This is a genomic window from Microbacterium sp. 22195 (assembly GCF_052056515.1).
GTDB lineage: Bacteria > Actinomycetota > Actinomycetes > Actinomycetales > Microbacteriaceae > Microbacterium.
This window is the reverse complement of record NZ_JBQEPE010000001.1, coordinates 1,561,678-1,582,166: the sequence shown is the minus strand read 5'-3', so window position 1 is coordinate 1,582,166 and position 20,489 is coordinate 1,561,678. Positions and strand designations below refer to the sequence as shown.

General features: G+C 67.7%; 26 protein-coding genes and 3 tRNA genes. 18 read left to right on the top strand and 11 right to left on the bottom strand.

What is annotated here, in order from left to right:
- Positions 1-24 precede the first annotated feature (24 nt).
- From ACTJJ4_RS07855 to ACTJJ4_RS07790, 14 genes are all read left to right on the top strand, one after another.
- Positions 25-681 (top strand): helix-turn-helix transcriptional regulator, encoded by a 657-nt coding sequence (locus ACTJJ4_RS07855; protein ID WP_440942758.1) that lies wholly within the window; start codon positions 25-27, stop codon positions 679-681.
- 274 nt (positions 682-955) lie between these two features.
- Complete coding sequence (locus tag ACTJJ4_RS07850; protein ID WP_440942757.1) at positions 956-2,704, top strand: cupredoxin domain-containing protein; 1,749 nt, start codon at positions 956-958, stop codon at positions 2,702-2,704.
- A gap of 64 nt (positions 2,705-2,768) precedes the next feature.
- Positions 2,769-3,473, top strand: coding sequence for an ankyrin repeat domain-containing protein (locus ACTJJ4_RS07845; protein ID WP_440942756.1), 705 nt, complete (start codon positions 2,769-2,771; stop codon positions 3,471-3,473).
- 2 nt (positions 3,474-3,475) lie between these two features.
- Positions 3,476-3,976: a nucleoside deaminase gene (locus ACTJJ4_RS07840; protein ID WP_440942755.1), complete on the top strand. Its 501-nt coding sequence runs from the start codon at positions 3,476-3,478 to the stop codon at positions 3,974-3,976.
- 92 nt (positions 3,977-4,068) lie between these two features.
- Positions 4,069-4,560, top strand: a complete 492-nt coding sequence (locus tag ACTJJ4_RS07835) for an FBP domain-containing protein (RefSeq protein WP_440942754.1) — start codon at positions 4,069-4,071, stop codon at positions 4,558-4,560.
- Positions 4,561-4,625: 65 nt separating this feature from the next.
- The gene (locus ACTJJ4_RS07830; RefSeq protein ID WP_440942753.1) at positions 4,626-5,432 is read left to right on the top strand and encodes an enoyl-CoA hydratase/isomerase family protein; all 807 of its coding nucleotides are present in this window, start codon (positions 4,626-4,628) and stop codon (positions 5,430-5,432) included.
- Between the two features lie 87 nt (positions 5,433-5,519).
- Complete coding sequence (locus ACTJJ4_RS07825; RefSeq protein ID WP_440942752.1) at positions 5,520-6,605, top strand: hypothetical protein; 1,086 nt, start codon at positions 5,520-5,522, stop codon at positions 6,603-6,605.
- Positions 6,602-7,402: an inositol monophosphatase family protein gene (locus ACTJJ4_RS07820; protein ID WP_440942751.1), complete on the top strand. Its 801-nt coding sequence runs from the start codon at positions 6,602-6,604 to the stop codon at positions 7,400-7,402. The genes ACTJJ4_RS07825 and ACTJJ4_RS07820 overlap by 4 nt, the downstream gene beginning before the upstream one ends.
- 214 nt (positions 7,403-7,616) lie before the next feature.
- Positions 7,617-8,882 carry a peptidoglycan DD-metalloendopeptidase family protein gene (locus tag ACTJJ4_RS07815; protein ID WP_440942750.1) on the top strand — a complete coding sequence of 422 codons (1,266 nt, stop codon included), beginning with the start codon at positions 7,617-7,619 and terminating at the stop codon, positions 8,880-8,882.
- A gap of 112 nt (positions 8,883-8,994) precedes the next feature.
- A tRNA-Thr gene (locus ACTJJ4_RS07810) sits at positions 8,995-9,066 on the top strand.
- Between the two features lie 32 nt (positions 9,067-9,098).
- Positions 9,099-9,172: transfer RNA gene (locus tag ACTJJ4_RS07805), tRNA-Met, on the top strand.
- Positions 9,173-9,298: 126 nt separating this feature from the next.
- Entirely contained in the window at positions 9,299-9,835 is a 537-nt protein-coding gene (locus ACTJJ4_RS07800; RefSeq protein WP_440942749.1) for a helix-turn-helix domain-containing protein, read from the top strand.
- Positions 9,836-9,847: 12 nt separating this feature from the next.
- Entirely contained in the window at positions 9,848-10,453 is a 606-nt protein-coding gene (locus ACTJJ4_RS07795; RefSeq protein WP_440942748.1) for a PIN domain-containing protein, read from the top strand.
- Between the two features lie 19 nt (positions 10,454-10,472).
- Positions 10,473-10,546, top strand: a tRNA-Met gene (locus ACTJJ4_RS07790).
- 673 nt (positions 10,547-11,219) lie between these two features.
- Here the strand turns inward: ACTJJ4_RS07790 and ACTJJ4_RS07785 are convergent.
- Together ACTJJ4_RS07785 and ACTJJ4_RS07780 are read right to left on the bottom strand one after the other, a co-directional pair.
- A complete protein-coding gene (locus tag ACTJJ4_RS07785; RefSeq protein WP_440942747.1) occupies positions 11,220-12,041 on the bottom strand; it encodes a hypothetical protein in 822 nt (273 codons plus the stop codon).
- A 104-nt stretch (positions 12,042-12,145) separates the two neighbouring features.
- Positions 12,146-12,409, bottom strand: coding sequence for a hypothetical protein (locus ACTJJ4_RS07780; RefSeq protein WP_440942746.1), 264 nt, complete (start codon positions 12,407-12,409; stop codon positions 12,146-12,148).
- Positions 12,410-12,481: 72 nt separating this feature from the next.
- On the opposite strand from ACTJJ4_RS07780, the gene ACTJJ4_RS07775 reads away from it, so the two are divergent.
- The 4 genes from ACTJJ4_RS07775 to ACTJJ4_RS07760 are packed head-to-tail and all read left to right on the top strand — an operon-like array spanning position 12,482 to position 14,303.
- Complete coding sequence (locus ACTJJ4_RS07775) at positions 12,482-12,835, top strand: hypothetical protein (protein ID WP_440942745.1); 354 nt, start codon at positions 12,482-12,484, stop codon at positions 12,833-12,835.
- A 30-nt stretch (positions 12,836-12,865) separates the two neighbouring features.
- A complete protein-coding gene (locus ACTJJ4_RS07770; RefSeq protein WP_440942744.1) occupies positions 12,866-13,567 on the top strand; it encodes an SOS response-associated peptidase in 702 nt (233 codons plus the stop codon).
- Complete coding sequence (locus ACTJJ4_RS07765) at positions 13,564-14,097, top strand: hypothetical protein (RefSeq protein ID WP_440942743.1); 534 nt, start codon at positions 13,564-13,566, stop codon at positions 14,095-14,097. Before ACTJJ4_RS07770 ends, ACTJJ4_RS07765 begins: the two co-directional genes overlap by 4 nt.
- 2 nt (positions 14,098-14,099) lie before the next feature.
- On the top strand, positions 14,100-14,303 hold the full coding sequence (locus ACTJJ4_RS07760) for a hypothetical protein (protein ID WP_440942742.1): 204 nt from the start codon (positions 14,100-14,102) through the stop codon (positions 14,301-14,303).
- A gap of 57 nt (positions 14,304-14,360) precedes the next feature.
- On the opposite strand, the gene ACTJJ4_RS07755 is transcribed toward ACTJJ4_RS07760, so the two are convergent.
- The 9 genes from ACTJJ4_RS07755 to ACTJJ4_RS07715 form a co-directional block, all read right to left on the bottom strand.
- Complete coding sequence (locus tag ACTJJ4_RS07755) at positions 14,361-15,266, bottom strand: hypothetical protein (protein ID WP_440942741.1); 906 nt, start codon at positions 15,264-15,266, stop codon at positions 14,361-14,363.
- Positions 15,263-15,592 (bottom strand): hypothetical protein, encoded by a 330-nt coding sequence (locus tag ACTJJ4_RS07750; protein ID WP_440942740.1) that lies wholly within the window; start codon positions 15,590-15,592, stop codon positions 15,263-15,265. The genes ACTJJ4_RS07755 and ACTJJ4_RS07750 overlap by 4 nt, the downstream gene beginning before the upstream one ends.
- A gap of 224 nt (positions 15,593-15,816) precedes the next feature.
- Complete coding sequence (locus tag ACTJJ4_RS07745; RefSeq protein ID WP_440942739.1) at positions 15,817-16,167, bottom strand: hypothetical protein; 351 nt, start codon at positions 16,165-16,167, stop codon at positions 15,817-15,819.
- Positions 16,167-16,493: a hypothetical protein gene (locus ACTJJ4_RS07740; RefSeq protein ID WP_440942738.1), complete on the bottom strand. Its 327-nt coding sequence runs from the start codon at positions 16,491-16,493 to the stop codon at positions 16,167-16,169. Before ACTJJ4_RS07740 ends, ACTJJ4_RS07745 begins: the two co-directional genes overlap by 1 nt.
- Complete coding sequence (locus tag ACTJJ4_RS07735; RefSeq protein WP_440942737.1) at positions 16,490-16,906, bottom strand: hypothetical protein; 417 nt, start codon at positions 16,904-16,906, stop codon at positions 16,490-16,492. Before ACTJJ4_RS07735 ends, ACTJJ4_RS07740 begins: the two co-directional genes overlap by 4 nt.
- A gap of 139 nt (positions 16,907-17,045) precedes the next feature.
- The gene (locus ACTJJ4_RS07730; protein ID WP_440942736.1) at positions 17,046-17,903 is read right to left on the bottom strand and encodes a hypothetical protein; all 858 of its coding nucleotides are present in this window, start codon (positions 17,901-17,903) and stop codon (positions 17,046-17,048) included.
- On the bottom strand, positions 17,903-18,139 hold the full coding sequence (locus ACTJJ4_RS07725) for a hypothetical protein (protein ID WP_440942735.1): 237 nt from the start codon (positions 18,137-18,139) through the stop codon (positions 17,903-17,905). The genes ACTJJ4_RS07730 and ACTJJ4_RS07725 overlap by 1 nt, the downstream gene beginning before the upstream one ends.
- A 2-nt stretch (positions 18,140-18,141) precedes the next feature.
- A complete protein-coding gene (locus ACTJJ4_RS07720) occupies positions 18,142-18,453 on the bottom strand; it encodes a hypothetical protein (protein WP_440942734.1) in 312 nt (103 codons plus the stop codon).
- 11 nt (positions 18,454-18,464) lie between these two features.
- Complete coding sequence (locus tag ACTJJ4_RS07715) at positions 18,465-20,453, bottom strand: DUF859 family phage minor structural protein (RefSeq protein WP_440942733.1); 1,989 nt, start codon at positions 20,451-20,453, stop codon at positions 18,465-18,467.
- Positions 20,454-20,489: the final 36 nt, after the last annotated feature.

Here is a 20,489-nt window from a genome sequence, read left to right as displayed (position 1 = left end):
TCCGATTTTATTACAATGAATACCGTGGAAAAAGGTCGAGGCGCCGGAGAAAAGGCTCGCCGCGGTGCAGACGGGCGGCGCTACTCGTCGACGCGCGAGCGCATCCTCCGCGAAGTCGAATCCGGCGGCCCGACGTCGACGGCCGACATCGTCGCCAGGACCGGCCTGCACGAGAACACCGTCCGCGAGCACCTCGAGCGACTCCGCGAGGACGGTCGGCTCCGACGCATCCGTGCCGAGGCGCAGGGGCGAGGCCGCCCGGGCTGGCGCTGGGAGGCGCCTCGCGCCGACGTCGTGAACCCCTACGCCGGTCTCGCGCTCGCCCTGGCCGACTCCCTCGCGAACGCGGCGGCCGACCCGGTCGCGCACGCGCGCAGCGCCGGCATCCGCTGGGGTGCGGCGATCGCCGAGGAACGAGCGGATGCCGAGAGCGAGCCGCACGCGCTGGTGGTCGACCTCATGCGGGAACAGGGCTTCGCACCCGAAATCCTCGACGACGCGATCGTGCTCCACCGCTGCCCGCTGCTGGCCGCAGCCGCGCGGCGCACCGACGTCGTCTGCGCCGTTCATGAGGGCATGGTCGCCGGCATCATCCGCTCGCGCGCTGACGGAGCGGATGTAACCCTGCTGCCGTTCCGCGCCGAGGACGGTTGCCTGCTGCACCTGCGCGCCGCGTCGTGAACCGCACGCGCTGTATCCCGATGAGGAGGCCGTGGCAGCATCCGGTCGGCGGCGCGGACGGAGGTCCCGAAGCTCGTGCCGGCTGGTCGTCCTCGCGCGCCCGGGAGGAGAATTCACGTTCGGGAGGACGGATGCTGCGGAATCCTCCTCCCATCCGTGAGAACTCCTCCCGGAGCAGGGGGGAATCGAACCCCCGTCCGCCCGCCCGGTCCGCAGCGGATGCTGTGGCCCAGGCCGAGACCCAGACCCGACCGGATGCCGGAGGAGCCACCTCATGACCCCGAACCTCGCCGCACGCCCGAGCGGCAACCCGAACCCCGCCCCGGCGCCGAGGAACCGCGGGTTCTGGCCGATGCGCGACATCCCCACCCTGGCCTGGCTGCTGCTCACCGTGGCCGCCGCACTCGCCCAGGGCGTTCTGCCCATGCCGCGCTGGCTGATGATCCACCTGCTGCTGCTCGGCGCGGTCACGCACGCGATCCTGGTCTGGAGCCAGTACTTCTCGTTCGCCCTGCTGCGCAGCCGCGCCACCGACAGTGATCGCCGCACCCAGACGATGCGGCTGATCCTCTCCAACGCCGGCGCCGTCCTCGTGATCGCGGGCGTCAGCCTGCACGTCTGGCCGGTGACCCTCGCCGGGGCGGTCTCCCTCGTGGTGGCCGTGATCTGGCACGGCGCGAGCCTGATCCGGCGGTCCTGCCGCAGCATGACGGGCCGCTTCGGGCGCACACTCCGCTACTACGTCGCCTCGGCGGCGCTGCTGACGATCGGGGTCGGGCTCGGCGCCTGGCTCGCCCGTGGTGGCGTCGGCGACGACATCGTGCTCGCGCACGCCTTCCTGAACGTGCTCGGCTGGATCGGCCTCACGGTGGCGGGCACGATCGTGACCCTGTGGCCCACGATCCTGCGCACGCGCGCCGACGAGCACGCGACGACCGGTGCCGCGCGCGCCCTGCCGATGATGGCGGGCGGTGTGCTGGTCGCGGCTGCGGGCGCGGCGTTCGGCCAGTCGATCATCGTCGCGCTGGGCCTTTTCGCCTATCTCGCCGGCCTCGTGGTCATCGGGCTCTCGCTCGTCCGCGCGGCCCGGCGGAAGGCGCCGCGCAGCTTCGCCGCGCTGTCGGTGGGCATGGCGCTGGCGTGGTGGGCAGGTGCTGTCGCCACGATCGCCGTCGGCGCGGTGATCGTCTCCGCCTCGGGGGCGGCGTTCAGCGCGCTCGCGGGGCTCGTCGACCGGACCGTGCCGTTCCTCGCCGCCGGCTTCGCCGCGCAGGTGGTCGTCGGCGCGCTCAGCTATCTGATCCCCGTGGTGCTCGGCGGCGGGCCGAGGCCCGTGCGTGCCGGCACCACCGCGTTCGACGCCGCAGGACCGCTGCGGGTCACCGTCGCGAACGCCGCGCTCGCCGTGTGCGCGCTGCCCGTGTCGAACCTGGTCCGCGGGGTCTCGGCGGCCCTGTACCTGATCGCGATGGCGTCGTTCCTTTTCGTCATGCTGCGCGCGATGCGCGCGCAGCGCCTGGCCAAGGCATCCAAGGCGATGCCCGGTCCGGATCGGATCCCGGTCGTCGATGCCGGCTCCGGCGGCCCGATCATCCCCGGGGGCGAGCGGCCGCGTCGTCGGCGCGTCGGGCAGGCGATCGCGGGCCTGCTGGCCGTGCTGCTCGTCGTCGCAGGTGCCGCTGCGCTCGGAAGGGGTACGGCAACGACGGCGAACCAGGATGCCCCGGTCAAGACCGTCCACGTCGAGGCCGCGAACATGCGCTTCACGCCGAACCGCATCGAGGTGCCCGTCGGCACACGGCTGGTGATCAGGATCACGAACACCGACAAGCAGCTGATGCACGATCTGGTGCTCGCGAACGGCGCGACCAGCGAGCACCTGCTGCCCGGGCAGTCGGGCACGATCGACGCCGGAGTGATCACCGCTGACATCGACGGCTGGTGCTCGATCTCGGACCACAGGCAGATGGGCATGACGCTGCGGATCGTCGCGACCTCGGCATCCGCTTCGCCCGAGCCGTAGGACCTCCCAGGTCACCTCCAGGAATTTTGGTATACCATTTTGATCTGGATCTGAGGAGGCGCACATGACCAAGAACCGCACCATCCGCACGGGCATGTTCGCGCTCATCACCGCGCTCGCCGTCGGTGTGCTGGCGGCGTGCTCACCGGCATCCGGCAAGTCCGGCAACGGCGGAACCGATGCGACCGAGGCGCTGTGGAGCGCGGTCGACTCCGGAGACGCGGACGCCGCCCGGCAGGCCATCGACGACGGCGCCGACCTCGAGTCGCGCGGCCCGAACGACGCGACCCCGGTCATCGCGGCGACCAAGAACAACGATGCGAGGGTGGCCCGGGTGCTCATCGACGCCGGCGCAGACGTGAACGCGAAGGACGGCATCCAGGACTCCGCGTTCCTCTACGCCGGAGCCGAGGGCCTCGACGAGATTCTGAAGATGACCATCGACGCAGGCGCCGACGTGAGGAGCACCAACCGCTACGGCGGCACGGCGCTCATCCCGGCGAGCGAGCATGGGCACGTCAGCACCATCCGCATACTGATCGCCGCCGGCGTGCCGGTCGACCACGTGAACGACCTGGGCTGGACCGCGATGCACGAGGCGATCATCCTGAACGACGGCGGCCCGGATCAGGTCAAGGCCGTGCGCCTGCTGCTCGAGGCGGGGGCGGATCCCAGCATCACCGAGAACGGCGGACTCACCGCGCGCGAGCTCGCCGAGCAGAAGGGCTACGACGAGATCGTGGCCGTGATCGACGCGGCGGAGGCATGAGCATGACCGAGATCGCACCCGTGACCGACCCGCGCGACCTCGCGCACCTGCGCCGCTGCGTCGACCTCGCCCGCGAGGCGCTCGAAGCCGGCGACGAGCCGTTCGGCTCTCTGCTGGTGGATGCCGCCGGCGTCGTGCTCTTCGAAGACCGCAACCGTGTCGCGGGCGGTGACCACACCCGCCACCCCGAGTTCGAGATCGCCCGCTGGGCCGCCGGGAACCTCACGCCGGAGGCGCGCGCGTCCGCCGTGACCTACACTTCCGGCGAGCACTGCCCGATGTGCTCGGCCGCCCACGCCTGGGTGGGCCTGGGCCGCATCGTCTACGCGACCTCCTCCGCGCAGCTCTCGGAGTGGCGCGGGAGCTGGGGCCTGGAGCCGGGTCCCGTCGCCGTGCTTCCGATCAACGCGGTCGCCCCCGGCATCCCGGTCACCGGTCCTGCTGCGGAGCTCGCCGACGAGGTGCGCGATCTGCAGCGCCGTCTGGTCGAGCGCACCGGCTGAGCCGGCGCACACCCCACAGACTCGCGCGGCCGGCTGTTGCGTCCCCGGCCGCGCGGAACCCCTTCGCGGCGGATCCTTCTTAGACTGAATCGATGCGACCACTCACCGAGGACCAGATCCGCGCGTCGATCCGCAACGCGGATGCCGATGAGATCGCCCAGATCGGGATGCCGCACGATTTCATCCTGACCGACTGGGACTATCTCGACTTCCTCGCCTGGCGCGACCCGGAGTCCAGCCGCCGTGCGGTCGTGATCGTGGAGCACGAGGGCGAGCCGATGGGGATCGTGCTTCGCGCCACCGACCCCGCGCGGGTGCGGTCGGGCATGTGCAACATCTGCCACACGCTCCAGCCGGGCAACCAGGTGGCGCTGCTCACCGCGCGCCGTGGGGGAGCGAAGGGCCGCCGCGGCGACAGCGCGGGCACGTACATCTGCGCGGACCTCTCGTGCCACGACAACGTGCGCCTGGCGCATCCGCTGGCGCCGAACGAGGTGCGTGCGCCCGGACAGGCCGACATGCGCCTGGACGGCACGCGGCACCGCATGGAGGCGTTCGTCGTGCGGGTTCTGTCTGAGGACTGACATGAACCTCAGTCCCAGCTAGGCTGAGACTCAAGATCTGCGCGTCGGAGCGTCGAAGGAGAGCCATGACCGATCCCATCCTGTTCACGGTCGACCAGGGGCTTGCCCGGCTGACACTGAACCGCCCCGCCAGCCTGAACGCGTTCGACGCCGACCTCGCCCATGCCTGGCGTGACGCCACCGCCGAGGCCATCGCCCGCGACGACGTGCGCGCGATCCTGCTCGACGCCAACGGCCGTGCGTTCTGCGCCGGCGGCGACGTGCTCGCGATGGCGAGCGGAATGGGCAGCGGCGAGGACATCACTGCACTGGCGCACGTCATCAACGAGGGCATCCTGTCGCTGACCACCTCGTCGATCCCGGTGGTCGCGGCCGCGCACGGCACGACCGCGGGCGGGGGCCTCGGCATCCTGATGTGCAGCGATTACGCCGTCATCGGCGCGGGGTCGAAGATCGGCAGCCTGTACGCCAACATCGGGCTCACGCCCGACCTGTCGGTCACAGCGCAGCTGGCGCGGGCGATCGGCGAGCGCCGCGCGCTGCAGCTGGTGCTGCAGGACCGGATGCTGTCCGCCGACGAAGCCGTGGAATGGGGCCTGGTCGCCGAGGCCGTCTCGGGCCCCGAAGGCGCGGATGCCGACGCGGAGGCGGATGCCGTGCGCGAGCGCGCCGAGCAGGTCGCACGCTTCTGGCTCAAGGGCGCCGCCGGCGCGTACGGCCAGGCCAAGCGCCTGATCCGCTCGCAGCCCGCGCGCACCTTCGCCGAGCAGGTCGCGGAGGAGGCGCGCTCCATCGGGGAGGCGTTCGACACGCCTGATGCCAAGGCGCGCGTCGCCGCGTTCGCCGCGGCGTCCAGCAAGTCCGCGCGCTGACCCGCACAGGGCACGGGTTATCCACAGCCGGCGGGCCGTCTTGGCGCCGCATGGCAGGATGGGATGACCATCGCCGGGAGGATCAGCATGTCCGACAGCACGCCACGTTCCGAAGTCCAGCAGATGTCGTCGAAGCTCATGCGCTCGGCCATCTGGATCGCGATCGGATCGCTGATCGCAGCGGCTCTGGTCTGCGTCGTCTGGGTGCTGATCGGTGATCAGGACGGGATCATCGGCCGCGCGTTCCTGACGATCCTGCTGCTCGCGGTGTTCGCCGGCATCGCCATCATGGAGTCGCATCTCGCCGAGCACCGGCCGGAGTGGCTGGCCCTCTCGAGCATGATCACGTGGATCGTCGCACTGCTGGTGGGTGCCGTGAAGATCTGGATGCCCGAGCACGACCCGTTCGGCGGTTGGTCGCTGCTGCGCTTCTGGCAGCTGCTCCTCGTGGTCGGGATCATGCAGCTCGCGCTGGTGCACGTGCGCCTGTTCCTGCCGGCATCCAAGCGCTACGTCACCACGTTCACGCGCGTGATCGCGATCGTCACCATCGCGCTGCTCGTCCTGCTGGTGGCCCTGCTGGTCTTCTACCTGACCTTCCCCGACCTGTTCCACTACGACGACCTGTACTGGCGCATCGTGATCGCACTCGCGATCCTGGTGGCGGTGGGAACGACGCTCATTCCGCTGCTGAACGCCCTGTTCGCTCCGAAGAAGAAGCCCTCGTCTCCCGTCGCGCCGCACACGGCTCTGGCAGGTCCGCAGCAGGGTGCGGCGATCGCTCCGCAGGCAGCTCAGGGCGTCAGCGCGTGGCCGACCTACGCCGACGGGCGCACCCCGCTGCCCGTCCTGCCCGACGGCTCGCCGGACTGGAACGCCTACTACACGGGCTACCCGACCTACACCGCACCGGCGCAGTCCTTCCCGACGCTCCAGCCCGCAGCACCGACGGCTCAGGCGCCGGATGCTGCGGCGCCGGCCGCCCCGGGTGCCGCTGCTCAGTCCTTCCCGATCCAGGACGCGACGCCTCCGGCCGCTCCGGCCGAGCCGTTCCAGGCGCCCGTCGCACCGGCATCCGCTGAGCCGTCCCCGCAGGACCCTTCCGCGCCGCAGTCGCCACCATACGGCGCGTTCCCGCCGCCGCCTCCCGCGGCTCCGGGGGCGGGCCTGTGAGCGCGGTCGAGCTCGGCGCACTCGCGGCCGACATCGCCCGCGAGGCCGGAGAGCTCGCGAAGCGCCGTCGCGGCGAGGGGGTCTCGCTGGCGGCCACCAAGTCGACACTGGCGGACATCGTGACCGAGGCGGATCGTGAGGTGGAGCAGCTGATCCGCGAACGTCTGCGCACCGAGCGCCCGGGCGACGGATTCCTGGGGGAGGAGACCGGTGCGGAGCGCGGCTCCACCGGCCTGACCTGGGTGGTCGATCCGATCGACGGAACGGTCAACTACGCCTACGGCATCGGCGCCTATTCGGTGAGCATCGCCGTCGTCGAGGGTGAGCCCGATCCCGAGCAGTGGGACGGCGTCGCAGCCGCGGTGTCGGCTCCTGCGCTCGGCGAGCTCTTCACGGCAGCCCGCGGCGAGGGCGCCTGGCTCGACGGCATCCGCCTTCGAGTGACCGACGAGACGCCGGCCGGAGCCCTCCTCGGCACCGGCTTCGGCTACGACCCCGCCACGCACGACGGCGACCTGGCGATGGTGCGTCGCGTGATGACCATGGCGCGCGACCTGCGCAGGATGGGATCCGCCGCGATCGACCTGTCCTACGTGGCCGCGGGCCGGCTGGACGGATTCTTCGAACGGGGCCTCAACCCGTGGGACTTCGCGGCAGGAGCGATTCTGGTCCGTGAGGCCGGCGGCGTGGTGAGCCGGCTCGAGCTCGACACCGCACGGCCGATGCTGGTCGCAGGCGGCGCGGCCGTGCACGATCGACTGCGATCGATCGTGGCCGGTGCCGGGACGGGCGCCTGACGCGAGTTTGTTCAGACCCATGGCTTTCCCAGCCACGTGCCTGTACAGTGTTTATCTGTTCGTTACTTTCGTCGCCCGAAGGCGGAAGCGACCAAGCGCCCCCGAGCTTTGAACATGACCCGAGAGATCTGACTTGTCACCTGTACGTCCTGAGGTTGAAGCCGCGCCCACGCGTCGTTCCAACCGGCTCCGCGTTGCAGCACACGAGACTCCGATGACCCCCGATGCAGTGCAGGCGATGTCGCCGGCCGCACAGGTCGTCACCCCCACGGACGCCGCCACCCCGGCCGACGCCGTGACCGCTGCTCCGCTGAGCCGCCGCGCGCGCCGCCTGGCGCAGTCCACCGAGACCCCGATCATCCCGTCGCCTGCCGGCCCGCTCGCCGAGGAGGACGTCCGCTCCCTCTTCGAGCCGACGCCGAAGCTCGCGCAGGACGCCGACGCCGCGCTGCCGGTCGAAGCGGACCCGGCCGCCGCGATGGAGTTCGTCATCGCCCCCGAGGCCACCGTCGCCGAGGAGCCCGTGCTCGCGGAGGCGACCGTGCCCGTCGACGCCGAGACGTTGGTCGACGCACCCGTGCAGCCCGTCGTCACGAAGCCCGCATCCTCCTCAGACGAGGACGTCTTCGCCCGGGCATCCGACGCCTTCGGCTTCTCGCCCGTGGAGGACTCGCACCAGGCGCCCGCGACCGCGAAGACGAGCCGTCCGGCCAAGGCGCCCGCGCACATCGCTCCCCGTCGCATCCGCCGTCGCATCGCCGCCGCCGGCGCGTCCCTCGGTGTCATGGGCGTCGCGGGAATGATCGCCGTGTCCATGACGCTTCCCGCGAGCGCGGTCGCCGCGGTGCAGAACAACGGCTCCGGCGCGACGGCATCCCTAGTCGCCTCCGCGGCACCCGCCAAGAAGGTCGCCGACGACGAGATCCAGGCGTACGTCGCATCCGCCGCGGTGGAGGACGAGGACCTGGCCCGTGAGGGCGAGTACTCCACGGTCTCGCTGCTCGACGTCGCCGCCGAAGAGGGCATCCAGCGCGTCTCCAACAGCCTCTACACCAACGACCCGAACGCCGCGATCCAGTGGCCGTTCATGGTCGGCGTGGCCATGAGCTCGCCTTACGGCATGCGCAACGGCCGCATGCACGCGGGCATCGACCTCGTGCCCGGCGCGGGCGCCACGATCCAGGCGATCGCCGATGGAACGGTCCGCATCGCGACCGAGTCGGGCGGCGCCTACGGTGTGACCGTGTACGTGGATCACGTGATCGACGGACAGGTCGTCACGAGTCACTACGCGCACATGCAGCACGGCTCGCTGGCGGTCAAGACCGGCCAGAAGGTCAAGGTGGGGGACACCATCGGAAAGGTCGGCAACACCGGCCGCTCCTATGGTGCGCACCTGCATTTCGAGATCATCATCAACGGTTCGACCGTCGACCCGCTTGCGTGGATGCGCAAGAACGCGGGCCGGTACTCGTACTGACGGCTCGCGTCCGCCGCGCAGGCACGCCCGGCCGACGCGAACTGCCGTCACGATTTCGTGGCTGGCCGTCGCGGATGATAAGCTCATCTGGTTGTCCTGAAGAGGACAGCACGCCCCGATAGCTCAGTGGCAGAGCACTTCCATGGTAAGGAAGGGGTCGTCAGTTCAATCCTGACTCGGGGCTCGCAGCATTCGATTTCGAAGCGGATGCGCTGCGGCAGGGTAGCTCAGTTGGTGAGAGCGCACGACTCATAATCGTGAGGTCGCGGGTTCAAGCCCCGCTCCTGCTACAGACGAGAACCCCCGGTGAAGCCGGGGGTTTTGTCGTATCCGGGTTCAGCGGTCTGTCGAGAACCCGTGCTATTCTAATCGAAACAAACGCAATAGGTTGCGTTTATTCGTTAGAGGTGATTCACATGTCTCCCACTGCAGCCGTCGAAGAGACGTATCTTCCGAGTCGAGGGGATGAGCTTGCTCCTGTCTTGGACTTCCTCGCTGCGCATGAGGCAGCTGGCCGGGTGGTTCCCGAACCCCGCTACTTCCTTGCGGGGTCGCGCCCTGGAGATCAGGTTGAGCTTCCAGAAGAGGTTTACCTCGCACTCCGCAAGGTCGTGAACGCGATGCAGAGCGGGCTGGCCGTCTCAGTCGTACCGCGGACAACGCGGCTGACGACTCAGCAGGCAGCGGATCTTCTGAACGTCAGTCGTCCGACCGTTGTAAAGCTTCTCGACGAGGGCGAGATCCCCTTCGAGAAGGCGGGAACGCACCGACGTGTCCTGCTTGCGGACCTCCTCGAGTATCGAGATCGTCGGCGTGAGCGTCAGTACGACATGCTCGCTGCCACGCGTGACGCCATCGATGAAGACAACGTCGCTGAGACGCTTGAGGAACTCAGAGCGGCTAGGAAAGCGGTCGCGGCGAGGCGAGCTGACAGACATCAACTCAGGGGCTGACAGGATGGGGTCGTGTTCATTGCGACTCTCGACACCAGCGTGCTGTGGCCCAGTCTTCAACGCGACTTTCTGCTCTCGCTCGCGGTCGAGGGCGCATATCGGCCGACCTGGAGTTCGGTGATCCTCGACGAACTCGAGTTTCATGAGGAGGCCAAGCTCGTGAAACGAGGGGTCCCCGCAGCTGAAGCAGCCACCCGCGCAGGGACCCTCATCGCCGCGATGCGGCGCGAGTTCGCCGACGCCGAGGTCGAAGGTTGGGAGCCCCTCGAAGGCACATTCGGGCTTCCGGATCCGGACGATGAGCATGTCGTCGCCGCGGCCGTGATCGCGGGCGCGGGAGTGATCGTCACGGAGAACCTCCGGGACTTCCCCGCAGACAAGATTCCGCCAAGTATCCAGGTGCTCGCTGCGAAGGAGTTCGCGAAGAATACCGTCGCGCTGAACCCGCGGTACGCCCTCGCCGCAGTCCAAGAGATCGCGAGTCGTTCAGGTCGCCACGGCGCAACGCTCACCGTTGAAGCGATCCTCACCACATTGCGCGACAGATACGGGTTGGTCGAAGCCGTTGACATGATGGGCGAGGCAGCTGGCGATGATGGCACTGCGAGCGATAACTGATTCGATCCGGATGCACTGCGGCAGGGCAGCTCAGCTGGTGAGAGCGCACGACTCATAATCGTGAGGTCGCGGGTTCAAGCCCCGCTCCTGCTACAAAACACTGAGGGCCAAGGCGGATGAACGTCTTGGCCCAGCGTTTACCCAGCGGAATCGCACCGCAATGAGACGCTGGACGCCTTGGCTCGCAGGTCTCGTTCTGCGAGAGATTCGAGGATCCGTGCCGCGACCTCGCCAGAGCGACGCCACGCAGCATCCGACGGTTCGCGAGGACACGTCACTTCGATGGTGGAGCCATTCTGGCTCCTCGCCGCCTGGTCAGTCACTTTCGCTCTCCATCTCGATTGAGAGCCTGCCGTCGGCGAGCATCTCGTGCGCCTTCTCGACCAGGAAGTCGGCGAGATTGATCAGACACTCTTCGCGCGTGGGGCTCATCGTTGCTCCCTCTGTGTCACACTCGCCGCCTCTTGCGATGACGTGACAGGAAGACAGATAGCCCTGCTACGCCTGCAAGGACGACGTACCCGCGGAGCATGTCTGGACTGGTGAACACCGACCCGAGGGCGTGCAGTGCGCTGGGGAGTGCGTCGAGGAGCATCTCGGTGAGATCTGGCATGCGGCGAGCATACGAGGAGTCACCGACATACGCTGTACCGATGGACGACGATCTCGACTGGGGCGCGCAGCCCCGATGCCCCGAGGACGGCATCCTCATGCGAGACATCCCCGGCGGGTGGCAGTGTCCGCACTGCGGTCACGTCCAGCAAGCTCAGGACGTCGAGCCGCCGCCGGAGTTCGAGGGGCCGTCGATTTCGGGTTGGTGAGACGCCGACCAGTCGAACGTCATCGCGCCCTTCCCAGTCTCGGGATCGTAGGTCCACGTGCCGACCATCCGTTGACCATCGAACGTGGGCATGGAGAAGAGCTCCACGCTTTCGGTGGCGTCGCATGAGACGGACCAGAATGCTTCTCCCCAGTCCGTGAGCGCCATCATGCCGATGAAGACGTTGCCTGCGTGGTGGCCTCGAAGGGTGGGGGCGTCACTACCATCAAGCTCGGCGAGAGCAAGTCCAAGCCCGTGCTCAGCGACGATCCCAGCTGCGCGGAGCATGTGCGCTCCCATGGTGCCTGTACCTACGCCATAGGTGCGAATCTCGTCGAGGAACTGCGGAACAGTCGCGCTCACGTGCGCGCCGTAGGTGTTGCCAAAGTCAGAGATGACTTGATCCCACGACCGACGCCCGACCCCGGGAAGGTGCACTGCCTGAGAACGCATCCACTCAGGAATCGTCATGATCTTCGGTGCCACCGCGGGATTCAGTGGGCTCGCCCACTCAGGCAGCGGGCCGATGAGGAACGGCGACTTCTCGGGCACCAGCGTGTATGGCACTGTCACCGATGGCATCTCGAGGTGGAAGACGTTGCACAGTCGCAACAGGAGCCGATCACCCTTTCCGAAGCACAGGGTCGTCCGTAGTTTGCCGGCGAGGTCATCGATCGCGTCACCGTGCCCTGCATCGATTGAATCGAGATCGCGCGTGATCCGGTTCAGCATCCGTCTCGACGCGGACAACAGCTCGTCGTTGGTCATGTTGCGCGGCGACGGGGTCACCGGCTCTGTCTACCGCATCGACCAATCCGTACACAATCTGGAAGTGGCCCGGGCGTAAGCGATCCGACAGTCGTGCATGGATCTCAGTCGTAGGAGCGGTGCACGTGCCAGCCGTCCTCGCCACGGTAGACGTCGAACACGAGCGATAGGCCGTCGTCATCGGTGCCCTGGAATCGCCAGCCGTAGAGGCCATGGTGCGGCCCATCGAAGGGCACGGTCCAGATCGAGTGGCGGAGCCGTGTCGGGGTGTCGGTCACGCGCCACCGCCGGCCCGCGTAGACCATGCGGACAGGAATGTCGTCGGTCATCCATATGGTGGCGTGGTGTTCGACATTGGTGGCGGTCATGGGTTAACACCATAGAACGAGTGTTCGAAGATTGCTACCCTGATGATGGCCGGAGGAAGGGGGCGCCGGGCGGTGGGAACGAACAAGCGATACGCAGACGCGATCGACCGCAGAGCGAACGAGAGACACATCCTCGACATCTCCCGCAAGGCGCCGCTGCAGTCGCTCACCGAGAAGGAACTGCAGCTGGACATCTACCCGCTCACCACGTATCCGAAGCCCGAGCGCTGCCGGGTCTGGGTGCGGTTCGGACCTCACCCGTTCAGAGTCGAGGGGCGCGTGCTCCGATCGACGCAGCTCGCCGCCGGCGTCGAGTTCACGCTCGAAGAGACCACGTTCCGCTGCTGGGTGTGGGGCCCGGCGTGCGAGGTCATCACCCTGGACGATGTGATCGCAGACCGGCGAGCGCACGGCGGTCTCGCCTGAGCGTCGGCGGAGTGGCGTAGGGTTCCTGCCATGTGCGGACGATTCGCGATGGACGCCAAGACCGACGAGCTCATCCAGCAGTTCGTCGCCGATGGTGGGAAGCCTGAGGACTGGTGGAAGGACTTCCACGGGTCGTACTCGATCGCCCCGACCGACGATGCCGTGATCGTCCGCGACCGCGGCGAGGGGCGCACCCTCGAGCTCGTGCGGTGGGACTGGCAGAAGCCCGCCAACCGCCCCAAGGGCGCACCGATCATCAACGCCCGGATCGAGAAGCTGGACACCGGGTTCTGGCTGCCCGCGTTCACCGCCGCGCGGTGCGTGGTCCCGATGCGCGGCTACTTCGAGTGGACGGGCGAGAAGGGCGACAAGACCCCGCACTACCTCCACTGTGACGGGCTGCTCGCCGCCGCCGGCCTCACATGGTCGATGGAGCTTCCGAACGGTGAGCGCTCGCGCTGCATGGTCGTCGTCACGCGCGAGGCGCGGGATGCCGGTGGGGAGGTGCACGACCGGATGCCCGCGTTCCTCACCCCCGACGCGATGGACGCATGGTTGGAGCCGGTGAAGCTCGACCGCGGCGACCGCGACGGCATGCTGTCACTGCTCGATGGGGCATCCGCCGAGGTCGCCGCGACCATCACCCAGTACGTGGTGGACCGGAAGGTCAACAACTCCCGCAAGGTCGATGCCGCGGACCCGAGCGTGATCGCGCCCGCGGTGGTGTCGTGAAGCACAACGAGCGGGATCTCGCCCTCTGGGCGGTAGTCGAGAAGATCGCGGTGGTGAAGGCCGCCCGAGACTCGCGAGCCGAACACCTGAAGATCCTTGCGGCGATCACGGAAGCATGCTGGTGGATCGCGTCGCTCGACGAGGAACTCCGAGATGCGCACGGGACAGCCTACGACAGCGCCCGAGAGGGTGACCCACAGGGCCGCGTGATTCCGGGTCTCCGATGGGCTCGCCACCGACACTCCCATGACCTCGTGATCACACCTGACGGCGACGTGCGCCCCTTTCTCTCGGACGAACCAGGGACGATGCTCTTCATCTCCACGCCGTACCGCTGGAGGCCGATCTCGAGCATGAACCTGTCGGGGAAGAGCGCGACCGCTAACCTGCATGAGCAGCGCCGGTACCGGGAGCGGATGGAGAATCAGCGCGTGGAACTGGCACTGTCGGACGCCCTGGGATGGCTTACCCGGGCATCTGCTCAGCCAGTTGGCGTGGACGGCAGCTGGCCCTCAGCCGATACGCTCTGAGCATGCTCATCGGCCACATCCGACCCAACGACACCCGCACACTCAATGAGGGTGAGCAACTGCCCGCAGGGTGGGAGTACTCGGACGAGAAGAAGCGACTCGCGTTCCCCACGGGACCGGTCGAGGAGATCGAGGCAGACGACATGGACGCGTTGCGCGCGAAAGTGCCCTCCGACCGAATCCTGCTCAGCGTGCGCGCGCTCTGATCGAACAACAAAAGCGCCGCACCCTCCGAAGAGGTAGGGCGGGGGTTGTGGCATCGTTCACTTCGACGGCGGCGCCAGAGGCACGACGGTCTGCCACTTATCCTTCGCTTTGCCCTTCTCTGCTGCCTTCCTCTCCGCGTCTCTCTTCTCGTTTTCAGCGATCAGGGTCTCACCACCTGGTGTCATGAGAGCAAAAGCCGCAACAAGCTCCGCGATCGCGACCACAATGTATGACCCTGCAATCTTGTCGAGATGCTCTTGCAGAATCCGACCGGGCGTTGTGGACTCGATGATGAGGACGCCGACAGATCGGTTATCGACTTCGAGTCGGTAGCCTCCGAGTCCGACAGAGCGCATAGTCAGCTTTGCGATCTCAGCGTCGGTGAAGTTCTGTTTCCGAGCCTCTCGATTCCAGGAACCGTTGCCGCCGGCGATTTTCACCAGCGCCTGGCCGTGGTCCTCTTCCCATGCCTTCCCGATTACGCCCTGCCCCGCTGGGTAGCGAACTCGCCCCCGCTTCGCGAGGCGTGGATTCTTTGCGTGCCGGGCCACCATGACGAACTCGTCATCGTGGAAGTAGTAGACGCTCAACCTGTCAGATTGGCCAGTGAGGCCGCAGTACTCGGCGAGCCGCACGAGCATAATTCGAAGCGCATTCTCCAGTGCCTCGGTCTTGGCCAGAGCCTTTCGGTCGGCTTCTTCGCGTAGCTGAGAGAGCTTCATATAGCTCGGACGCTGCACGATCATCTCGGCGAAGAACGCCAAGACCGCGACAACAACGCCGGATATGCCGATCGTGAGACCGCCCGCGGACCATTGATGTGGACTCGTGAGCCCCCAGAGCACGAGGAGGAACGCGGATACCCCACCGAGCGTCCGTGGAAGCCATGCCTTCACGAACCGGGCGCACCAAAGAACTCCCCGCGCAACCTTGTCAACGGTCGCAACCCGCCAGTCCTTCATGCCTGGACGAGAACCGATCCCTCGCGTTCGACTCTCACAGGCGAAGACCCATCGCGCTCTGCGACCAAAGCGACTGCCTTGTCGAGAATTTCGTCGGCAATGTCATCCATGTAGGCCGGCTCGATCGCCGCGAACCGCAGACCAAAGGTGACGTCGTTGCTCTCCGAGTCTGGATAAACCAGGAACGCCGTCACCGTACCGACATAGTCCTGGACCACAATCCGGGTTGCGTCTGACAGCTTGGCGGCGTAGGCCGCAAGATCCGCAACGTCAGGAAGCATGACCGTCGTGGTGAGCTCGAACGTGCGGTTGCGAACAGCAGTCATCGGTCCTCCCAGCAGCCCCTAGATGCGTCTGGATCAAGTCAGATCCTCCGCTTCTCATGACTGTACAGGCTCCCCACCCACATTCGGGCATTCTCTCAACATGCTTCGAGCTCGAGCTACGAGCCCGTCACCGCGGACGAACCCACGTCGGCGGACCACACGCGCCTGAATGACGAAACCGCCCCACCCTCCCGAAGGAAGGTGGGGCGGTTCGCGTGTGTGGGTCAGCGACGCGGGAAGGTGTCGGGCGACTCGTGCACAGTGATCGTCGGCGAGATGCGCTGCTCGAGCGCGGATGCGGGCGACTTCGTCACCATGGAGTACGAGCACTGGCCGACGACGATCGTGAGCAGAACGAGGGCCGGCCACTGCGGGACGACGTCGCCCGTGTACGCGTAGTAGAACCACAGCACCACGGCCGTGAGGATGACCGCGACGAGGATCGCGACCGCCTTCTTCTGCCACGGCCTGCTGATCGCCTTCACCGCGCCGTTGATCAGCGCGACAGCGAACGGCGAGACGAGGCCGAGCAGCACGAGCACGCCGGCGGGGATGGTGGGGAGAGTGATATCCATCACGGATTCCTTTCAGAACGGGACGGGTATTCCGGCAGGGTGCCGGGCCCGAGGCAGGGAGCGTCGATGATGAGTCGACGGTGGACGGCGAGGGACTCCTCGACGATGCGTGTGCGACGTGCCTGCGCTTCCTCTGCCGCTTCGGCAGCGTCCGCGCGGGCGATGGCCTTGTCCTTCTCGGTCTCAGCGCGGTCGACCTCGGCGCGGCGCTGCTGCAGCTGACCAGCGCGCGCGTCCTTGATGAGGTCGAAGAGCTTCAGCACGATCCCAGAGACGACGCTGGACGACAGGATGATCGTGATCAGCTGGGCGGCCTCCATGGTCACCCCCGACGTGGTTCGAAGCTGTAGTGACGGATCAGCATCCACCGCACTGCGAACACGGACATGGCCAGCAGGATCATCCCCAGCTGCGTCAGCCGGGAGCCCTCCTGCGTGATGTGGAGGGACAGGACGACCAGCCCGTAGATCGTGATGCCCGTCATGGTGAGGATCAGCGACAGGCGTTCCGCCCACCACCATCCCGGGAGGACGGTCAGCGCGCCGGCCGTGCCCCCGACGATCAGGAACACGGACCAGATGACGGTGAGCACGCTTCCGAGCTCGCCCTCGATCGACCGGGGAGGGCCGAGCAGCGTCGCGATGCCCGTGGCCAGCACCAGCGCATAGATGGCCGCGTAGGTGACCTTCATGTGGCGGGGCTCGGTGATCGACTCCCAGAGCTTGCGAAGTGGAGCCATCACTACCACCCCCATGACGGTGCGCACATGAGCGTGAGCGCTGCGGCGCCGATGGCCAGGAGCACGCCGAGCCCGATCCACTCCCGGAGAGGGATCGGGTGTCGGCGTGCCTGACCGTGCTGGACGTTCGTGCCGCGCATCAGCCGGCGAGCTTCTCGCCAAGCGCCTTCACGATCTCGGGCGCGAGGCCGGCACGGAGCTCTGCCGCCAGCTTGTCGGTGTCGATCTGGAGGTCGACGGTGCCGAGACCTGCCAGGGTGATGTTCATCTTGGCGATCTCTTCACCGACCGATGCGCCGATCTTGGCGACATCAGCGGAGTCGTCGGCTGCGCGGAGCAGCTCGAAGACGGTGCGTCCGAGCTCCCACTTAGGGCCGTAGCCGTTCTCGCGCACGTCGTAGAAGTACGCACGCTGCATCCAGCGGGCGAACGTCTGGTAGTTCTCTTCGGTGTTGTCGAGGGTTCCCATGTCGTTCTCTCTTTCTGAGGCTGATCCGCCGCTTCCGGCGGGTGTGGTCGGTGGGATGCGGAAGATGCCGGGGACGTCGAAGTGCCAGCCCTCGCCGAACCCGTCGCCGGATGCGATGAGCAGTCCTTTGTCGCGGCACCACTGGCGAATCCAGCGCCCTCGTGCGGAGGTGGCGACGGTGATGCCGGCGTCCCTTCCCGTGTCGCGGAGGTCGACCGCGGCCTTCGTGCCCTGGATCTCGTGGTTCGAGGTTCCGGGGACGGCGACCGTGCCGGCGCTGCTGATCCGGTACCAGCGGATGCCATTCCAGATGCGGGTGTCGTAGACCCGTCGGCCATTGACGTTGGCGGCGGTGACGTACCGGGAGAGGAAGATCGCCTTCTGCTCCTCGTACGTGCGGATGGCGCTGGACACCAGCACGTGCACGCCGAACATGCGGAACAGGTCGGCGTCGAGCAGCGTGATCACGTACAGCATCCAGAGCGTCAGCCGGGAGCCGTCACGCCACACCTCGGTGTACGCGCCCATCAGGGCTCACCCCCGATGTCGTCGCCGTCGGAGACGTAGACGGTCTGCGCGAGCTGCACGCCGGAGATGACGACCACCTCGTCGTGCTCGTCGAGCCCGAACGTGTCGGCGACACCGTCGCCGTCGATGTCGACGTCGGCGGGCAGCAGCGGGTGCGGGACGCCGCGGGCGCGCTCGGCGAGCAGGATCTGTCTCACCGCTTCGCGGTCCTCGTCGGTCAGGGTCAGGTCGGCCATGGTCAGGCCTCCGGTTCCGGCGCGGGCCGGAGCGCGGCGATCGCGACGGCCAGGTGAGTGTCGGTGACGGCGCCGAGGTTCTCGCCGGGGCGGGGCGGCGTCGCGGCGACGTACTGTTCACGGGCGGTGGCGGCGTAGGCGTGCACGTCGGAGACGGTCTGGGTGCCGTCGATCGTGATGCAGACCAGTCGGCCCATGTTCGCCTGCACCCATGCGGATGCGTCGGGAACGTCGGCCTGCTCTGCGGCGGCGACGAACCGGGCAAGCAGGTCCGGGTCGGTGCGGGCGTTGATGTGCTGTGTGGTGGTAGCCACGATGTCCCCTCTCAGAAGGCCTTGATGATGTGGTTGGTGACGACGTACGGCTGCAGGTTGTTGTGCACGCCGTCGCCGCCCGAGTTCGCCGTGCCCATGGGGCTGCCGCCGGACTCGGCGATGCGCTGACGCCACACGCCGTCTTCCCCGTTCGAGCCGGCGTTGTTGATGGTCGCGGCGCGGCGCATGGACCCGTTCGGGGATTCCACGTAGAAGTACCCGGAGGGTGCCGCGTGGTTGTGCGTCGGCATCTCGGACGGCGTGAGCTTGTGGGTCTTCTCGCCGCCGGTCTCGCCCAGCGCGTCGAACTCGGTCTGCGTGCTGTCGCGACCGACGGGGATGCGGCCTCGCAGGTCGGGCACGTTGAACGTGGACGACCCGTTGCCGGCCCCGTAGGCGGTCCCGATCACGGCGAACAGTGTCGCGTAGGTGGTGCGGCTGACGGCCGAGCCGTCGCAGAGCAGCCATCCTGACGGTGCTGTCGCGCCAGCGAAGGCCACGAGGATGCCGACGGGCTCGACGGCGTACCCGCCGCGGTGCCGCAGCTCGATGTCTGCTTCGAGGTCGCCGTCGTACACACGCGCCGGGCCCTGCAACTGGAGCGCCGGCCCGGCGTCCTCGACCATCTTCCCGATGGCGACCTTCGTCGGCGTCGCGTCGAGGATCGCGCCCGCGGTCGGTGCGAGGTAGAAGTCCTGCGCGGACTGCAGCTTGTCGGCCACCGTCACGCGAACGTCCCACGCGGTGGTCGTCAGGAAGATCCCGCCGCCGGACACCAGCACGGAGGTGTTGTAGGTCAGGCCGGGCGTGATCACGTTCCGGTCGGTCCACGCCGATCCGCCGCGGGGGCGGGTGGCGACGGTGATCGTCATCGCGTTCTTCTCGGTGCCGTTGACCAGCGACGTCACGGCGGCGTTCAGCGTCATCAGCAGGTAGGCGCCAGTGGACGACGGGACGCCGGCAGAGGTCGCACGCTGCACGGTGAAGTCGACGATCTGCGGCAGGTCGTACGGCAGGACCGTGACGTTGCCGGAGTTCGACGCGGTGCGGCCGCGGGAGTCGGTGACCGCCGCGGCGACGACGCGCGTGCCGGACTGTGGGAGCGGGAGTGACTGCCCGGAGGGGACGGTCTGCCCGTCGACGGTGACCATGCTCGAGGAGATCGTGGACCCGTAGATGCCGGCCGCGACGACAGTCGCCTTGAGCCGGGACTGGCCCTGCACGAACGCGCCGACCCGGGACGCGACGTCGGGGTTGTCGTCGGCGACGTTGATGCCGGAGATCGTGGGGATCACGGATGCGGGCGCGCGGAGCGTGAACTGCTTGCCGATGGTGCCGATGACGGTCGAGCCGTTCTTGGTCACCACGGTCACCGTGCCGGTGCCGGCGGTGGCGTTCGGGATCTCGGACAGCAGCGACAGTGGCGGCGTCCACGCGGCGGACACTCCGGCGCCGGTCGCGATCGTGCCCGACTGCGTCCCGAATTGGAAGGTCACGTCGTGGGTGAATGACGCGGACGCGCGATCGAGGAACACGGTCATCGCCGTACCGGCATCGAACGCCGTGACGTCGGTGGAGTCCACGCGGAAGCGTGGCGTGGTCGCGCGCGGGATCGTCGGCAGGCTCAGCCAGAACTCACCGTCACGGGTGATCGACCCGTACTGGACGTGCATGCGCACGACCGCCGGGCCGCGGGTGCCGTCCGGGCTGTGCGGGATGTTGACGCGCTTCCAGATGTCCCACCGGGTGACGCCGGAGCCGACCTTGTTCAGGAAGTTCGAGCCGACCTGCCAACGGGCGAACTCGCCGACGCCGTCGATGCTGCCCGTGTGGACACCGGCGCCGCCGTACCAGCTGGTGGTACCCGAGCCGGTGTTCACGTTCCGGATGCGGACGTCGACGATGCTGTAGTTCCCGTCGATCGACATGCCGATGTAGTCGACGTCGAGGAGGAACTGGGTGATCGGCCCGGTTTCGTTGAACGTGACCCTGACCGTCATGCCGACCCCCGCTCATGCAGGAAGGGCCACCCCGCA

Excerpts from the sequence above, each read along its gene's own strand:
- ACTJJ4_RS07850 (WP_440942757.1), top strand. The coding sequence starts at position 956 with ATGACCCCGAACCTCGCCGCACGCCCGAGCGGCAACCCGAACCCCGCC.
- ACTJJ4_RS07825 (WP_440942752.1), top strand. The coding sequence starts at position 5,520 with ATGTCCGACAGCACGCCACGTTCCGAAGTCCAGCAGATGTCGTCGAAG.
- ACTJJ4_RS07800 (WP_440942749.1), top strand. The coding sequence starts at position 9,299 with ATGTCTCCCACTGCAGCCGTCGAAGAGACGTATCTTCCGAGTCGAGGG.
- ACTJJ4_RS07830 (WP_440942753.1), top strand. The coding sequence starts at position 4,626 with ATGACCGATCCCATCCTGTTCACGGTCGACCAGGGGCTTGCCCGGCTG.
- ACTJJ4_RS07845 (WP_440942756.1), top strand. The coding sequence starts at position 2,769 with ATGACCAAGAACCGCACCATCCGCACGGGCATGTTCGCGCTCATCACC.
- ACTJJ4_RS07745 (WP_440942739.1), bottom strand. The coding sequence starts at position 16,167 with ATGGATATCACTCTCCCCACCATCCCCGCCGGCGTGCTCGTGCTGCTC.
- ACTJJ4_RS07760 (WP_440942742.1), top strand. The coding sequence starts at position 14,100 with ATGCTCATCGGCCACATCCGACCCAACGACACCCGCACACTCAATGAG.
- ACTJJ4_RS07770 (WP_440942744.1), top strand. The coding sequence starts at position 12,866 with ATGTGCGGACGATTCGCGATGGACGCCAAGACCGACGAGCTCATCCAG.
- ACTJJ4_RS07725 (WP_440942735.1), bottom strand. The coding sequence starts at position 18,139 with ATGGCCGACCTGACCCTGACCGACGAGGACCGCGAAGCGGTGAGACAG.
- ACTJJ4_RS07785 (WP_440942747.1), bottom strand. The coding sequence starts at position 12,041 with ATGACCAACGACGAGCTGTTGTCCGCGTCGAGACGGATGCTGAACCGG.
- ACTJJ4_RS07780 (WP_440942746.1), bottom strand. The coding sequence starts at position 12,409 with ATGACCGCCACCAATGTCGAACACCACGCCACCATATGGATGACCGAC.
- ACTJJ4_RS07815 (WP_440942750.1), top strand. The coding sequence starts at position 7,617 with ATGACCCCCGATGCAGTGCAGGCGATGTCGCCGGCCGCACAGGTCGTC.
- ACTJJ4_RS07730 (WP_440942736.1), bottom strand. The coding sequence starts at position 17,903 with ATGGGCGCGTACACCGAGGTGTGGCGTGACGGCTCCCGGCTGACGCTC.
- ACTJJ4_RS07750 (WP_440942740.1), bottom strand. The coding sequence starts at position 15,592 with ATGACTGCTGTTCGCAACCGCACGTTCGAGCTCACCACGACGGTCATG.
- ACTJJ4_RS07715 (WP_440942733.1), bottom strand. The coding sequence starts at position 20,453 with ATGACGGTCAGGGTCACGTTCAACGAAACCGGGCCGATCACCCAGTTC.
- ACTJJ4_RS07735 (WP_440942737.1), bottom strand. The coding sequence starts at position 16,906 with ATGGCTCCACTTCGCAAGCTCTGGGAGTCGATCACCGAGCCCCGCCAC.
- ACTJJ4_RS07835 (WP_440942754.1), top strand. The coding sequence starts at position 4,069 with ATGCGACCACTCACCGAGGACCAGATCCGCGCGTCGATCCGCAACGCG.
- ACTJJ4_RS07840 (WP_440942755.1), top strand. The coding sequence starts at position 3,476 with ATGACCGAGATCGCACCCGTGACCGACCCGCGCGACCTCGCGCACCTG.
- ACTJJ4_RS07755 (WP_440942741.1), bottom strand. The coding sequence starts at position 15,266 with ATGAAGGACTGGCGGGTTGCGACCGTTGACAAGGTTGCGCGGGGAGTT.